14 protein-coding genes are annotated in these 15,755 nt (G+C 68.6%); 4 read left to right on the forward strand and 10 right to left on the reverse strand.

Translation table 11 applies throughout. The features are described from left to right. Nucleotides 1–5 precede the first annotated feature (5 nt). Nucleotides 6–425: a nuclear transport factor 2 family protein gene (locus tag ON37_RS19395; RefSeq protein WP_040721141.1), complete on the forward strand. Its 420-nt coding sequence runs from the start codon at nt 6–8 to the stop codon at nt 423–425. Nucleotides 426–431: 6 nt separating this feature from the next. Here ON37_RS19395 and ON37_RS19400 read toward each other — a convergent pair whose 3' ends face one another. The 3 genes from ON37_RS19400 to ON37_RS19410 all read right to left on the reverse strand — a co-directional run bounded on the left by ON37_RS19400 (nt 432) and on the right by ON37_RS19410 (nt 3,024). After that, the gene (locus ON37_RS19400; protein ID WP_040721143.1) at nt 432–1,415 is read right to left on the reverse strand and encodes an alpha/beta hydrolase; all 984 of its coding nucleotides are present in this window, start codon (nt 1,413–1,415) and stop codon (nt 432–434) included. 177 nt (nt 1,416–1,592) lie between these two features. Beyond that, on the reverse strand, nt 1,593–2,039 hold the full coding sequence (locus ON37_RS19405) for a VOC family protein (protein WP_040721144.1): 447 nt from the start codon (nt 2,037–2,039) through the stop codon (nt 1,593–1,595). A 154-nt stretch (nt 2,040–2,193) separates the two neighbouring features. Then, on the reverse strand, nt 2,194–3,024 hold the full coding sequence (locus tag ON37_RS19410) for a helix-turn-helix transcriptional regulator (RefSeq protein WP_040721146.1): 831 nt from the start codon (nt 3,022–3,024) through the stop codon (nt 2,194–2,196). A gap of 118 nt (nt 3,025–3,142) precedes the next feature. Here ON37_RS19410 and ON37_RS19415 point away from each other — a divergent pair, with 118 nt between their 5' ends. Further along, the gene (locus ON37_RS19415; protein ID WP_040721147.1) at nt 3,143–4,207 is read left to right on the forward strand and encodes an aldo/keto reductase; all 1,065 of its coding nucleotides are present in this window, start codon (nt 3,143–3,145) and stop codon (nt 4,205–4,207) included. Nucleotides 4,208–4,252: 45 nt separating this feature from the next. Here ON37_RS19415 and ON37_RS19420 read toward each other — a convergent pair whose 3' ends face one another. The 7 genes from ON37_RS19420 to ON37_RS19450 all read right to left on the reverse strand — a co-directional run bounded on the left by ON37_RS19420 (nt 4,253) and on the right by ON37_RS19450 (nt 13,199). Next, nucleotides 4,253–5,101, reverse strand: coding sequence for an alpha/beta fold hydrolase (locus ON37_RS19420; protein WP_051031788.1), 849 nt, complete (start codon nt 5,099–5,101; stop codon nt 4,253–4,255). A gap of 93 nt (nt 5,102–5,194) precedes the next feature. Further along, entirely contained in the window at nt 5,195–5,911 is a 717-nt protein-coding gene (locus ON37_RS19425; RefSeq protein WP_040721254.1) for a sirohydrochlorin chelatase, read from the reverse strand. Next, on the reverse strand, nt 5,908–7,134 hold the full coding sequence (locus ON37_RS19430; RefSeq protein ID WP_040721149.1) for a uroporphyrinogen-III synthase: 1,227 nt from the start codon (nt 7,132–7,134) through the stop codon (nt 5,908–5,910). Before ON37_RS19430 ends, ON37_RS19425 begins: the two co-directional genes overlap by 4 nt. Then, nucleotides 7,131–7,523, reverse strand: coding sequence for a nitrite reductase small subunit NirD (gene nirD, locus ON37_RS19435; RefSeq protein WP_040721151.1), 393 nt, complete (start codon nt 7,521–7,523; stop codon nt 7,131–7,133). Before nirD ends, ON37_RS19430 begins: the two co-directional genes overlap by 4 nt. Before the next feature lie 65 nt (nt 7,524–7,588). After that, on the reverse strand, nt 7,589–10,144 hold the full coding sequence (gene nirB, locus ON37_RS19440) for a nitrite reductase large subunit NirB (protein ID WP_040721152.1): 2,556 nt from the start codon (nt 10,142–10,144) through the stop codon (nt 7,589–7,591). A 26-nt stretch (nt 10,145–10,170) separates the two neighbouring features. Continuing rightward, nucleotides 10,171–11,649, reverse strand: coding sequence for a nitrate/nitrite transporter (locus ON37_RS19445; RefSeq protein ID WP_040721256.1), 1,479 nt, complete (start codon nt 11,647–11,649; stop codon nt 10,171–10,173). 302 nt (nt 11,650–11,951) lie between these two features. Next, nucleotides 11,952–13,199 carry an MFS transporter gene (locus ON37_RS19450; protein WP_245553270.1) on the reverse strand — a complete coding sequence of 416 codons (1,248 nt, stop codon included), beginning with the start codon at nt 13,197–13,199 and terminating at the stop codon, nt 11,952–11,954. Nucleotides 13,200–13,264: 65 nt separating this feature from the next. Here ON37_RS19450 and ON37_RS19455 point away from each other — a divergent pair, with 65 nt between their 5' ends. Continuing rightward, nucleotides 13,265–14,020 (forward strand): FadR/GntR family transcriptional regulator, encoded by a 756-nt coding sequence (locus ON37_RS19455; protein WP_083893123.1) that lies wholly within the window; start codon nt 13,265–13,267, stop codon nt 14,018–14,020. A gap of 227 nt (nt 14,021–14,247) precedes the next feature. Next, entirely contained in the window at nt 14,248–15,717 is a 1,470-nt protein-coding gene (locus tag ON37_RS19465) for an MFS transporter (protein WP_040721156.1), read from the forward strand. Nucleotides 15,718–15,755: the final 38 nt, after the last annotated feature.

The raw sequence follows: 15,755 nt of genomic DNA on the forward strand, positions 1-15,755 counted from the left end.
GAATCATGGCCGACCATCCGGCACGTGCGGCGGGACTGGCATCCCAGCGCGCCGTGCGCGACAAGGACCGGGACACCTGGCTGGACCTGTTCGCTTCGGACGCGGTGGTGGAGGATCCGATCGGGCGCTCACCATACGACCCGGTCGGTGACGGTCATCGCGGCCGGAACGCGATCGCCGCGTTCTGGGACCTGGCCATCGCCGGCAGCGACATCGACTTCCGGATGCGCGACTCCTACGCCTGCGGTGCCGAGGTCGCCTTCGTCGGCACCATCACCAGTGCCCGGCCCGGCCGCACCGTCGAGGTCGACGGTGTCTTCACCTATCGGGTGGACGCCGACGGGCGCATTCGCGCGTTGCGCGCGTACTGGGAACTCGATCGCGCCCGCCGCCACCCGACGGCACCCGGGAACGCCGGCAGCTGATCGTCCCTATACGCCCAGGGCGGGGGCGAACACCGGCCAGGAATCGTGCAGGTCGTCCTGCCAGTAGGTCCAGGCGTGGGTGCCGTTGCGGTACACCACCGTCGCCGGGATGCCGAGCCCGCCGAGCCGGTCGGTCAGCTGACGGGTGCAGGCGTTGACGACGCCCTCCATCACCCCGCCGACGGCCACGCGATTGACGAGCGCGCCCAGATCGCCGGCGATCGACGGGTCCGTAGGTGCCTCGTGCGCACCGGGCACCCCGTTACCTGCGGAGATGTAGAGCGCCGTACCCCGCAGCCGTTCGGCGTTCAGCACCGGATCGTGGGCCGCCCACGCCGGATCGCCGGGGCCACCCCACATATTCCCGGCGTTGGCGCCGAAAACACCCAGCTGCGTGTACACGTACGCCTGCGGAATCGCACCGCTGGTCAGCGGGCAACCACTGTAGGCGCCGACGGCCTGGTACAGCCCCGGCGACTGAATCGCCAGATCGAGTGCCGAGGTGGCCGACATCGAGGTACCCGCAACGGCATTGCGGCCCGTCATCTGGAATCGCGAATTCAGCAGGGGCGGCAGTTCGCGGGTCAGGAAGGTCGTCCACTCGTTGCGGCCGAGGACCGGATCGTCGGATTTCCAGTCGGTGTAGTAACTCGCCCGGCCGCCCATCGGGACGACCACATTGACCGGCTTGTCGGCGAAGAACTGCGCGACATCGGTGCGATTGGTCCACGGGCCGCCGTCCTCACCGCCGTCGACCGCATTGAGCAGATACAACGCGGGGGCCGCGAAATCCGGATGCGACATCCACACCGTGATCTGCTTGTTCATCGCCGGTGAATAGACCACCACCGAGTATTGCCGTCCGCCCAGCGGCCGCACATCGACGATGGCCGGATCACCGGGATCGGCCGAGGCCACCGCTGGCACGATCGCGGCAATCGAGGCGAAGGCGGCCAACAGGACAGCAAAACAGCGTGGGAGCCGGTGCATGCGTGGAGTATTGCACCCGGCTCCGGTCACCGCGGGGCACTCGGCGGGCGTGTTCGACCGCATCCGCGCGCGGTTGGTTATGTCGACCTCTGCCGGCGCCGGACTCGCATCCGGTCGGCTATCCGCCGGCGCGGCCACGCGGACGCCGCCGGCTCGGTGGCGGCGTCCGGCAGCCGGTCAGTTCGCGGCGACCGCGTCGCGGATCGCGGCGAGATCGATCTTCGACATGGTGCGTAGGGCCGCACCGGCCGCGGCCGCGTGCTCGCCGCGCATCAGCTCCGGCAGTTCGGCGGGCACGACCTGCCAGGACAGGCCGTAGCGGTCGGTCAGCCATCCGCACGGGCCGGGCTTGCCGGCTGCGGTCAGCGCGGCCCACAACCGGTCCACCTCGTCCTGTCCCTCGACCACCACCTGGATCGAGGCGGCATCGGTGAACCGGTGGCCCGGGCCACCGTTCATCAGCGTGACCGCGTGGCCGGCCAATTCGGCCGACACGATGAACACCGAGCCGTCCGGATTGCGGGTGATGTCGACGATGCGGGAGCCGGGAACCCGCTCGGTGTAGAACCGGGCGGCCTCCTCGGCCTCACTGTCGAACCAGAGGAAAGTGTTGACGGCGGTCATGATCGCTCCTGGGGTGTGTTGTCCAACCTGTTGTCACCCCTTGGTCGACGCCGGTCACGCGTCTTCGACACACTTCGCGAAATTTCTTCGGAAATTTTTCCTACGCCCCGGTCCGGCGCGATCCCGGCCGAGCGATCCCGATCGTTTTCCGGCGCTACTCCGCCGAGAGCCGATCCAGCGCGGCCCGACTCGAATCGTCGGCGGCGCGGTAGATGATCAGCCGCTGATCCGGGTCCTGCAGTGGCATCAGCGCCTCGAAGGTCACCGTGACCGGACCGACGCGCGGATGATGCATCGTCTTGCGGCCGCGGCCCTGCACCCGCACATCGCGGCGCTCCCACAGCTGTGCGAATTCCGGACTGCGGCTGCGGAATTCGTCGATCAGCTCGGCGAGCACCCGATCGTCGGGGTGGGCCGCCCAGGCCGCGCGCAGGCCCGCGATCCCCTCCCTGACCGTGTGTTCGCGGTCGGCATAGAAGTTGGCCATCCCCGGATACAGCAGGCACAGCCACATCGAGTTGCGCTGGCGCGGCGGCAGGGCGTCGAAATCCAGCAGCAGCCGCGACATCTCGCGATTCCAGGCCAGGATGTCGTAGCGATGGTTGAGCACCATGGCCGGCAGCGGGGCCAGATCCGCCACCAGCCCGACCAGCTCCGGCGACGCGGTGGTCGCCGGTTTGGCATCGTCCGGCGGCCGCTGCCGGGCCAGATCGAACAGGTACATGCGTTCATCCGGACCCAGTCGCAACGCCTGGGCCAACGCGTCGAGCACCTCCGGCGAGGGCCGCAGACCCCGGCCCTGTTCCAGCCGCACGATGTAGTCGGTGCTCACCCCGGCCAGGTCGGCCACCTCCTCGCGGCGCAGCCCCGGGGTCCGACGGGTCTGCCGGCGCTGCGGCAGTCCGAAATCGCGCGGGTCCAGTCGCTCCCGCCGGGTGCGCAGAAACGCGCCCAGCTCCTGTGTCACTTCCACGGTCCCGGTCATCGCTGTCGATCCTACGACCAGCCTGGTACCGGCGATCCCAGGAAAAACCCTCCCTTACCGTGACCGTCGGGGTCCGCGCACACTTGCCGTCGAGGTCGAATCCACACAGGAGGAAGATATGGCGCTCACTCTCGACACCTATCGGCTGCTGGGCCGGTCCGGGCTGCGGGTCTCCCCGCTCGCCCTGGGCACGATGACCTTCGGCGCCGACTGGGGCTGGGGCGCGGACCGCGACGAGGCGCGCAAACTGTTCGACGACTACGTCTCGCGCGGCGGCAACTTCATCGATACCGCCAGCGTCTACACCAACGGCAGCTCGGAGCGGCTGCTCGGCGAGTTCACCCGCGACAACCGCGAAAGCCTGGTGCTGGCAACGAAATACACGATGCTGCGGCGCCCCGGCGATCCGAACTCGGGCGGGAACAACCGCAAGTCGATGTTCGCCTCGGTGGAGGCCAGCCTGCGCAATCTGAACACCGACTACATCGATCTGCTCTATCTGCACGCCTGGGACTACACGACCCCGGTCGAGGAAGTGCTGCGCGGCATGGACGATCTGGTCCGGCAGGGCAAGGTGCTCTACGTGGCCATCTCCGATACGCCGGCGTGGCAGGTGGCGCGGATGCAGACCATCGCCGACCTGCGTGGCTGGTCCCCGCTGGTGGCGCTGCAGGTCGAATACAGCCTGATCGAACGCACCGTGGAACACGACCTGTTCCCGATGGCGCGCGAACTCGGACTGGGCGTGATTCCGTGGTCGCCGCTGGGCAGCGGGGTCCTGACCGGGAAGTACACGGCCGCGGACCTGGACACGACGGCCGGCGGATCGCCGGAGGGCACCCGCAAGAACGTCGCCCTCGCCAATGGCGCGCTCAGCGAACGCGGCCTGGCGATCGCCGAGGTGGTGAAGGAGGTCGCGGCGGAACTGGACCGGACCCCGGCCCAGACGGCACTGGCCTGGACGTTGCAGAACCCGGCCGTCACGGCGCCCATCATCGGCGCCCGCACCCCCGCCCAGCTGGCCGACAACCTCGGCGCGCTCGACGTCGAATTCGATGCGGCCCAACTGGATCGGCTCGAGGCCGCCAGCGCCGTCGAACCGCCGTTCCCGCACAACATGCTGGCCCGGGAGATGACCCGCACGGTGATCAACGGCGACCTCACCATCGCGCCCCGCGCCTGAGACACCGCCCCCGGCTGCCGATTCCGCGCCGCGTCGGCAACCGGCTCATCGACCGGACTCCCGGGATCGCTGATCCGCCGCGTCGATGAACGCCGCGATGTCGGCGGCGAACCGCTGCTGCCGCACGGCGCCGCGGTGGCCGATTCCGGGGTAGACGATCAATTGTGCGTCCGGGATACCGGCCGCGGTTCGCCGGAAGGTCTCGACGGGGTAGCAGGCGTCGCGGTCACCGCCCAGCACGAGCGTGGGAGCCGTGATCTCGCCGAGCCGGGGTTCGAGGTCGAACTCGTCCTCGGCGTGCAGAAAGGCCGCGGTGTCGGTGGGCCGCACCGGGCGGGCCAAGGGATCGGCCAGCCAGAGTGCGGCGCCGACGAGCCGGGCCAGGATGCGGGAACCGACCATGACCGGTGCCATGTGGTGCAACCCGCGGCGGCCGGCGGCAATCGCCTTCGCATAACTCATCTGGGCCTGCTTCGCGGCCGGGGACAGGGCGTATCCCGAGGAGACGACGGTCAGCGATCGCACCGCGTCCGGGTGGTCGGCGGCGAGCTGCAGGGCGATCGAGCCGCCCGAGGAGACGCCGAGTACGTCCACGGCGCAACCGAACTCGTCTCGGATCGCCTCGGCATGCTCGGCGGCGATATCGGCCATTGTGGTGCCCGGCGCCATGCCCGGCGCGCGACCCACCGCGTAGACGCGGAACCGGCGGGCGAGCGGGGCGAGGGTTGCGATCTCGGACGCGCGCATCCGGCCGGTCGGGTTCGCGTGGTCGGGCGTGAACCAGCGCAGGAACAGCAGTGGGCGGCCACGGCCCAGCGCGAGGTACGGCATGCCGTGGGTGAGGACGCCTTCCGACACCTCGAACGGTGGGGTGTGGCGAGTGGTTCCGATCATGCTTCCAGGATTTCCCGGCGCGCGTCCGGAGTCGAAGACCGGCCGGTTATCGGAGCCGGAAGCGTTCGTGATGGCCGGGGCGAATTCTCGTGTTCAGGCCGCGGCGACCGACAGGTCGCGGGTCGCCGTCCGGTAGCGCTCGGCGAGCAGCCGCACCACGGCCGGATGCGTGCCGAGCGGTTCGGCGACGCCGTCCGCACCGACCTCGTGCAAGCGCCGGTGAAACAGCCCGTGTGCCAGGAGATAGGAGGCGACGAATACCCGGCGGTGCCCGGAATTACGGAGGGCGGCAACCACATCCGGTACTCGTGGCTCACCGGTGGCGATATAGGCGGTGTGCACCCGCGTGCCCAGCTCGGCCGCCAACAGGGCGGTCGCGTGGCGGACGTCATGGCGCGCACGGGCATCCGAGGATCCCGCCGCCGCCAGCACCACGGCATCGCCGCGGCGCATTCCCGCCTCGCGCAGTCGCATCCGCATCACGCGCGCCAACATCGGGTCCGGGCCCAGCGCGGGGGTCACCACCACATCCGACCGGCCACTGTCGCGTACCTCGCGAGGCACATCCTGATACACGTGGTAGCCGGAGGCGAGGAAGGCCGGAACCACCACCGCCGCAGCAGAATCCATTTCCCGCAGGACCTCGGCCGGCGTCGGCCCGAGCACGTCCACGAAGGCGGTGTGCACCTGCGGCGCCGCGCCGGAACCGGCCAATTCCGCGCGCACCGCCGCGGCGAGAGTGCCGATCAGCTGCACGCCCTTGGCGCTGCGGGTCCCGTGCGCGACCAGCACCAGCGCGGGGGCGCTCACCACACTCCCGCCATCGGCGCGGGCCGCGACGGTCGCAGCGACGGGGCGTACCCCACCGGTGGACGCGCATTGTTGTCCACACATTCGGCAGGGTCCAGGGCGAGCCGATAGCCACGCTTGACCACCGTCTGAATCGCCTTCGGCGTACCGAGACCCGCGCGCAACCGGGCGATGCCGGTTTCCACCGCGTGCGTGTCGTCCCCGCCACCGGGCAGCGCCGCCAGCAGATCCTCCCGCGACACGACGCGACCGGGCTGGCGGGCCAGGGCCCGCATCAACGCCATCGGCGCCGGCGCCAGTTGCCGCACCGAACCGTCCACCACCACACAGCCGCCACGCACACTCAACTCGTGTCCGGCGGCGTGAATGCGGTTGGCACGCCGCGGAAGTTCCTCGGCGACGTGGCGGGCCAGCGCGCCCAGGCGCGCCCGGCCCGGCATCGTCGTCGGAACCCCGAGCTCCTCCAGCGGTGCCGCCGTGATCGGACCGACACAGGCCGGGAGCACCCGGCTACGCATCGCCTGCAGCACGCCCTCGAGCAGACCGGTTTCCTTGGCGCGCATCAACATCGACGCCACCGCGGGCGCACTGGTGAAGGTGATGCAGTCCAGGGCGGAGGTCACCACACCCTCGATCAGCCGATCCATCGGCGCCCGGTCGTCCGGCGGCACCCAACGATAGACCGGCACGGCCACCACATCGGCTCCCGCGCACCGCAATACCTCGCAGAAGTCGGGCACCGGCTCCCACTCGGTGGTCGCACCGTGCAACTGCACCGCGATCCGGACGCCCTCGACCCCGGCCGCCAGCAGATGGTCCAGCACTTCGGCCGAGGATTCCGACGCCGGCGACCACTCCTCCCGCAGTTCGGCGGCGCGGATGGCGCCCTTGGCCTTGGGTCCGCGGGCCAGCAGCCGGGTGGAAGACAAGGTGTCCCTGAGGTTTTCGGCCAGGCCCCAGCCCTCGGCCGCCTCCATCCAACCCCGGAACCCGATTCCGGTGGTGGCGACCGCGATCTGCGGTGGGTCGGCAACCAACTGGCGGGTGACACGTTCCAGTTCGGTGTCGTCGGACAGCGGGATGATGCGAATCGCCGGGGCGGAAACGATATTCGCGCCTCGGCGAGTCAGCAGGGTGGCCAGTTCGTCGGCCCGCCGGGCGGCGGTCACCCCGATGGTGAAGCCGTCCAGCGCTCTCGGTTCAGCGGGCCTCGATTCGTTCACGGGGTACCGCCACAGTGCAACGGCTCGTTGGACACCGCGACGACGCCGTCGACCACCCGCACGCCGTAGACCGGCAGGGCAACCGAATCGTCATCCAGGCAGCGGCCGTCGAGCAGCGAGAACGCCTGCTTGAGCAGCGGCGAGACCACCACCGGCGTGCCGGCCCGGTCGCCGACGATACCGCGCGACATCACCGCCGCCCGGCCGAACGGATCGATATTGCCCACGGCGTACAGCGTGCCGTCGGGCAGCAGGAACAGCGCGGCCTGGCGACCGCCCTTCAGGAGAACCGCCACGCCGCGGCCGGGAATCAGATAGTCGAGCCGGCAGGCCGAGGTCCAGCCGGTGGTGCTTGCCGGTGCGAAGCCCGGTGTGTCGATAACGGTCATCGGTAATCTCCTCCGAGTGCCTTACCTAATAGGTACCGGCGTCCTGTTTCCGCACGATTACGTGACTATTTCCCGGGCGTGGCAGTTGTACCCGGCACGTCGGGCACGTCGGGCATGCCGAGCAACACCGGGACCTTGCGTTCGCCGCTGTCGTCGAAGGCGATCGTGGGATCGGCCTCCTCCGGCGCGTTGACGAAGGTCACGAAGCGCGAGAGCTTCTCCGGGTCTTCCAGGACGGCGGCCCATTCGTCCTTGTAACCGGCGACGTGGCGGGCCATGCTCGCCTCGAGGTCGGCGGCGATGCCGAGGGAGTCCTCGCAGATCACCTGCTCGAGGTGCTCGATGCCGCCCTCGAGCGATTCCTGCCACGGCGCGGTGCGCTGCAGCCGGTCGGCGGTGCGGATGTAGAACATCAGGTAGCGGTCGATGTAGCGGATCAGCGTCTCGTCGTCGAGGTCGCCGGCCAGCAGCACCGCGTGCTTGGGGGTCAGGCCGCCGTTCCCGCCGACGTAGAGGTTCCACCCGTTCTCGGTGGCGATCACGCCGACGTCCTTACCGCGGGCCTCGGCACATTCGCGGGCACAGCCCGAGACGGCCAGCTTCAGCTTGTGCGGTGAACGCAGGCCGCGGTAGCGCTTCTCCAACAGGACCGCCATACCGACCGAATCCTGCTGGCCGTAGCGGCACCAGGTCGAGCCGACGCAGCTCTTCACCGTGCGCAGCGACTTGCCGTAAGCGTGACCCGATTCCATCCCCTTGTCGACCAGCCGCTGCCAGATCTGCGGCAGCTGCTCGACCCGGGCGCCGAACAGGTCGATGCGCTGACCACCGGTGACCTTCACGTACAGGCCGAAATCCTTGGCGATCTGGCCGATTTCGATCAGCTGTTCCGGCGTGACCTCACCGCCGGGCATCCGCGGCACCACCGAGTAGGTGCCGTTCTTCTGCAGGTTGGCGAGGAAGTGGTCGTTGGTGTCCTGCAGCGCGGCCTGCTCGCCGTCGAGGATGTGGTCGCTCGAGGTGGACGCCAGAATCGAGGCGACCGCGGGTTTGCAGATGTCGCAACCGATTCCGGTGCCGTGCTTGGCGATCAGTTCCGAGAAGGTGCGGATGCCGGTGACCCGAACGATTTCGAACAGCTCCGACCGCGACTGGGTGAAGTGCTCACACAGCGCCTTGGACATCTCGACACCGGACTGCTCGAGCAGCTTCTTGATCATGGGAACGCAACCGCCGCAGGAGGTTCCGGCGGAGGTGCAGCTCTTGACGCCGGCGATATCGCAGGCGCCTTCGTGAATGGCTCCGACGATGGCCCCTTTGCTCACGTTGTTGCAGGAGCAGATCTGCGCCTCGTCGGGCAGCGCGTCGGCACCGAGTTCGGCGCCGGCGGGCGAGATGAGCGCGGCCGGTTCGGCGGGCAGCTCGCTACCGACCAGCGGGCGCAGCGCCGCGTACTGCGACGCGTCGCCGACCAGAATGCCGCCCAGCAGCGTCTTGGCGTCGTCGGAGATCACCAGCTTGGCGTAGGTGCCCTTGGCGGCGTCGTGCAGCACCACCGACAGCGCGCCCTCGGTGGTGGCGTGTGCGTCACCGAAGCTGGCGACGTCCACACCGAGCAGTTTCAGCTTGGTGGACAGGTCCGCACCCGGGAATTCGCCGGCGCCACCGAGCAATCGGTCCGCGACGATCTCGGCGGTGGTGTAGCCCGGAGCGACCAGGCCGTAGCAGGTGCCCTCCACCGCGGCGACCTCACCGACGGCGTAGATGTGCGGATCGGAGGTCAGCATGCCCAGATCGGTGACCGCGCCGCCACGCGGTCCGATCTCGAGGCCGGCGTCGCGAGCGATCTGGTCGCGCGGGCGCACACCGGCGGAGAACACCACCAGCGAGGCGTCGATGACGGATTCGTCCGACAGCGTAACCCGCAGTCCCGCACCGTCTTCCGCACCGTCGATGGACGAGGTGCCGACGCCGGTGTGCACGTGCAGGCCGAGATCGGTGACCAGCTTCTCCAGGATCGCGCCACCGCCCTCGTCGACCTGCACCGGCATCAGCCGGGGCGCGAATTCGACCACGTGCGGGGTCATCCCCATCAGGCGCAGGGCGTTGGCCGCCTCCAGCCCGAGCAGACCACCGCCGACGACCACACCCACCGCGCCCGGTCCCGCGGCTTCGGCGGCGGCCCGGATGCCGTCGAGATCCTCGAGGGTGCGGTAGACGAAACATTCGGGCCGGTCGTGACCGGGCACCGGGGGGACGAAGGCGTAGGAGCCGGTGGCCAAAACCAGTGCGTCGTACCCGATCACGTCCCCGGAGGACGTGGTGACCTTGCGGGCCGCGCGATCGATCTCCTCGGCGCGCACCCCCAGCCGCAGATCGACCAGTGCGTCACCGGCGTATTCGTTGCCGGGCAGCGCGAGCGCGTCCTTGTCCCAGACGCCGACGTAGGAGGAGAGGCCGACCCGGTCGTAGGCGGGCTGGGTCTCCTCGCTCAGCACCACCACCTGCCACTGTCCGGCCTCGTCGCGCGCGCGCAGCGCCTCCACGAACCGGTGCCCGACCATGCCGTGGCCGACGACCACCACGGTCTTGCGCTGCGTGGGTTCGACTGTCGTGTTCATGACTGTCCTCCGATGCTTTCCGATGGTCAGGCGCGAGCCGAGGTGGTGGACTGGGTGGAATCTGCCCGGGGCGAGCGCTCGGCCTCGAGCACCAGTGCCTCCGCCTCCGCGACGACACCGGATTCGGTACGCGCCGAACCGGTTCCGGGCCGGCGCAGGAAGACCGTCCAGACGACCGCGGCGCAGACGACGTAGAAGCCGAGGAACACCCAGAACGCGGTGGTGGCGGAGTTGGTGGAGGCGTAGGAGGAGCGCAGCACCAGGTTGATGCCCACGCCCCCGAGCGCGCCGATCGCACCGACGAAGCCGATCAGGGCACCGGAGGTGTTGCGCGACCAGGCCGCCTGCTCCGCGGGGCTCACCGGCAGGCTCTTGGACTTCGCCTCGAAGACCGAGGGGATGATCTTGGTGACCGACCCGTTGCCGAGGCCGGACAGAACGAACAGTGCGATGAATCCGGCGACCAGGACAACCAACGTCGCGCCCGAGGCGACACCGCCGTGGTGATCGGCGCCGACACTGGCCACCGCGACGACGACCGCGGCGACCATCATGCCGGCGAATCCGGCCAGGGTGACCCGGCTGCCGCCGAAGCGGTCGGCCAATTTGCCGCCGTAGGGCCGGGCGAGCGAACCGAGCAGCGGGCCGATGAAGGCGATCTGTGCCGCGTGCAGGCTCGCCTGCGCCGCGGTGTCACCGCCGGCCTTGAAGCCGATCTGCAGCACCTGGCCGAAGGCGAAGCTGAAACCGATGAACGATCCGAAGGTGCCGATGTAGAGAAAGGCGATGGCCCAGGACTGCGGCACCTTCAGCGATTCCAGCATGTCCGACAGGTCGGCCTTCTGATTGCGCAGATTGTCCATATACAGTGCGGCGCCGATTCCCGCGACCGCGATGAAGGCCAGGTAGACCAGGCACACCACCGAGGCGTAGCCGTTGCCGAGAGTGGCGATCACCAGCAGGCCGATCAGCTGGATCACCGGGACGCCGATATTGCCGCCGCCGGCGTTCATACCGAGCGCCCAGCCCTTGAGCCGCTGCGGATAGAAGGCGTTGATATTGGTCATCGAGGAGGCGAAGTTGCCGCCGCCGAAGCCCGCGAATGCCGCCACCACCAGGAAGGTGGTGTAGGAGGTGCCGGGGTGGTTGATGAAGTACAGCGTCAGCAGCGTCGGGACCAGCAGCATCAGCGCGCTGAAGATCGTCCAGTTGCGGCCGCCGAAGCGCGCGGTGGCGACGGTGTAGGGAATCCGCAGAATGCCGCCGACCAGGGTCGGCATCGCGACGAGGAAGAACTTGCCGGCCGCATCGATGCCGAACTTGTCGGTCGGCATGAACAGCACCATCACCGACCAGATCGACCACACCGAGAAGCCGACATGTTCGGCGACGACCGACCAGATCAGATTCCGGCGGGCGATGTCCTTGCCGCCGGCCTCCCAGGCCGCGACATCCTCGGCATCCCACTGCTCGATGTCGTGGTTACGCGTCAGCGTGCTCAACAGGGCCTCCTGAATTCCGGTTGGCCCCAAGGTAGGAAACGGGTATTGCCGCGATGCTGCGCCACATGACGCGCAAATCAACGGTTGCTCACGCATTCGGCGATATCCCGGTGAGAACCGCGGCTTTGTTTCGCCCGTATGACACAACGGTTTCCGCGCGTCACGAAGTGCCGACGGTCACGGTGGGCGGCGGTGAGCACGTGGTCCGGACCACACCGCGCGAGCGTCGGCTCACATCATGACCACCGGCTCACCGCGGCGCAACCCCAGCGGTGAAATCCGGCGGCCCGGGCCGGCGCGGTGGACTAGTTCCAGGTGTCCTCGAGCATCCGCGGCTTACATGCCTGCCAGGCGCCGGCGAGCAGCACCAGCACGGCAACCGCGAGCAGGGCGAACGGCGCGCCCCAACCGCCCAGCACGCTGTGCAGGACGCCGAACAGCAGCGGACCCACACAGGCGACGGTGTAGCCGATGCCCTGGGTGAAGCCGGACAGCGCGGCCGAACCGGCCTGGGTGCGGGTGCGCAGGTTGATCAGGGTGAGCGCCATCGGGAAGGTGCTCGGGCCCAGGCCCAGCAGCAGCACCCACAGCCACGGCGCCGCCATCGGCGCGATCAGTAGTCCGGCGAATGCGGCGAAAAACGCTACGGCACAGCCGATTACGATCGGAAACGGATTGCGGATCCGGGCGGTGAACGAGGGCGCGGTCAACGCGGCGGCCAAGCCCATGAACGAGAAGAAGGCGACCATCGTGCCGCCGAAGGCGGCGTCGGCGCCGGCGTCGCTCAGGATTTTCGGCAGCCAGGTGAACATCGAGTAGGTGATCAACGAGGTCATCCCGAACATCGCGGCCATCCCCCAGGCCAGCGGCGAGCGCCGGATATTGCCGCGCGCCGGTTCTTCGCCCGGTATTTCGGCGACCGCGGTGGCGTCGACCCGATCCCGTCCGCGCCGGTCCCGCAGCACACCCAGCCACGGCAGCGCGGCGGCGAAACCGATCAGGGCCCACAGTCCGAGCGACACCCGCCATCCGGCCGCGTCGGCGACCGGCACCGCGATCAGCGCCGGAATGACCGTGCCGATCTGCACCATCGTGATGTAGACCGAACTCAGCACCGCCAGGTGATCCGCGAAATAGCGCTTGACCAGCGGCGGGATCACGACGTTACCGATACCCATCCCGGCCAGGGCGACCGCCGACAGACACAGCAGCTCCCAGGTGTCGGGCACCATGGCGCGAGTGAGCTGCCCGGTCCCCGCCATCAGCATGGCCACCAGCGCCGTGCGTTCCAGACCGAGCCACCGCACACATATCGGGGTGATCAGACCGGCGAGCGCGAACATCGCCGTCGGAATCATGCCGAAGACGCCGACGATCGCGGTGGAATAGCCGATATCGGCGCCGATCCGCTCGGCCAACGGCGTGAACGCCGTGACGGCGACGCGCAACGTGAGCGCCGAGACGACGATCGCGACCAGTACCAGCACCCGACCTTCGGTCAGCGCTCGGCGGCGGAGGTCGGTGCTCGACTGCTGATTGGTAGTAACCGTCACCGAAAAATCATAGGATGATTGGATGAAAGCAGGCAACAAATGTGAGGAGGGGTACTCTGTTGGCCGTGCAACCAGTCCGGCGGACCAGCCTCATCGCTCAGGTCACCGAGCAGCTGCGCGCTGAAATCCGTTCGGGGCGTTGGCCGATCGGCTCCCGCATTCCCACCGAGCCGGAACTCACCACCCTCACCGGCACCGGTCGCAACACCGTGCGCGAGGCGGTACAGGCGCTGGTGCACGCCGGCATGCTCGAGCGGCGACAGGGGTCGGGTACATATGTCATCGCCGCCTCCGACCTCGGCGGCACCCTGACCAAATACTTCGCCGACGCCGTCGAGCGCGATGTCCTCGAGTTGCGGCAGGCGCTCGACGTGCAGGCCGCCCGGCTGGCCGCGCTGCGTCGCGACGACAACGACGTCGAGACCCTGCTGCGCCTGCTCGATCTGCGCCACCGCACCTGGGGCAGCGACACCGCCGCCGCCATCGAGGCCGATGTCGCCCTGCACCGAGCCATCGTCGCCGCCAGCCACAACACGGTCTACCTCGAATTCTACGATTCGCTCCTACCGGTCATCGAAGATGTGATCCGTTCCCGCACAGTCAAATACGGCGAGGACTACCACGACGAACACGCCGAACTGGTCCACGCCGTGATCGACGGCGACAGTGAACGCGCGGCCCGGGCCGCCCACTGCTTCCTCGGCTCGATGATCGCCGAATACGCCGGCCCACCGCCCCGCACCGCCGGGGGTCGTGCGGAGCCGGACACGGCCGCGGAGCCGGCGAACGGCACCGGGGACAGCGTCGGGCACTCCCGGTGAGCTACCCGCCGCCCCGGAGATCGGTGGTCCGCGCGAGCGAACCACGGCTGGTAAACGAGTCGTCACCACGGTGCTCGGCGGCCCGTGAGCGAGATTTGCTGCGAACGTCATCGGCGGTGAACCGGGCGTAATCCCGCGTTCCTACCGTGGATTCGACCGCACCGCCCGGCATTTCGGGCGACAACACCACGATGAGGGCGGTCTCCCCCGTTCGAGAGGACGCGCCGATGACATCCACCACCGACGCCGCTGTGACCACGGCATCCACCCCGGCCTTCCGATATCAGGCCCGCGGACGCTGGCTCGATCATTGGGAACCCGACAACGAAACCTTCTGGGAGAACGGCGGAAAACGGACCGCCCGCAAGAATCTGACCTTCTCGGTGTTCTCCGAGAATCTCGGGTTCAGCGTCTGGGTGCTCTGGGCCAGCGTCGTGACCGCCATGGGGTCGGCGGGCTTCCACTATCTGAGTGGCCCCGACGCCGTCGGAAATTCACTCCTGCTGACCTCCACCCCGACGCTGGTCGGCGCCGCGCTGCGGGTTCCTTACACCTTCGCCATCCCGAAGTTCGGCGGCCGCGCGTTCACGGTCTTCAGCGCCGGCATGTTGTTACTACCGACACTGGGCCTGGCCTACTTCGTCAACCAGCCGGACACCCCGTTCTGGGTGTTCATGATGCTGGCCGCCCTCGCCGGCGTCGGCGGCGGCAATTTCTCCTCGTCGATGGCCAATATCAACTTCTTCTATCCCGAAGGGAAGAAGGGTGCGGCCCTGGGTATCAACGCCGCGGGCGGCAATCTGGGCGTCGCCCAGACCCAGCTGCTGGTACCGCTGATCATCACCCTCGGCACCCATGTACTCGCCAAGGATCCCGCGGGATACCGGTTCGGCATCACGCTGGCGGTACTGGTCTGGATTCCCTTCATCGTGATCGCGATGATCGGCGCGCTGCGCTACATGGACTCCATCACCAACGCGAAATCCGACGGCAGCTCCTACCGGTTGGCGCTGACCAATCGGCACACCTGGATCATGGCGGTGCTCTACATCGGCACCTTCGGATCGTTCATCGGCTTCTCCTTCGCCTTCCCCACCCTGCTCAAATCCACCTTTCCCGAGCTGGCCAAGATCGGGTGGATGTCGACGATCGGCAATCTCGCCTTTCTCGGCGCCTTCGTCGGATCGCTGAGCCGGCCCTTCGGCGGCTGGATCGCCGACAAATTCACCGGCGCGCGGATCACCGTCTACGTCTTCACCGGCATGGCCGCGGCCACCGCGCTGATCGTCGCCGCGCTGTCGATGAAGAACTTCCCGCTGTATCTGCTGTCGTTCCTGTTGCTGTTCGTACTGAGCGGAATCGGCAACGGCTCGACCTATCGGATGATCCCGTCGATCTTCGGCGCCGAGGCCAAACGCCGCGCGGCCGAGGCCGGACAGGATCCGGCGGTCGCGGTCGCCGCGGCCAAGCGGCAGGCCGGTGCGGCGATCGGTGTGGTCGGTGCGGTGGGCGCGGCCGGCGGCTGGATCCTGCAGCAGGCGCTGCGGGAGTCGAATATCCACTTCGGCGGGATGGCGCCGGCCTTCTGGGGTTACGCCGTGGCCTTCCTGGTGATGAGCGGCCTCACCTGGTGGTTCTACCTGCGCTCATCGTTCGCCGTGACGCGGATGCCCTCGCTGGCGCACGCGGGCGTATAGGACCGGATATATCGACCGGCGCCGATACGCGCCGGGGC

The sequence above is a fragment of the Nocardia veterana NBRC 100344 genome, assembly GCF_000308855.1.
In the GTDB taxonomy this organism is placed as follows: Bacteria; Actinomycetota; Actinomycetes; order Mycobacteriales; family Mycobacteriaceae; genus Nocardia; species Nocardia veterana.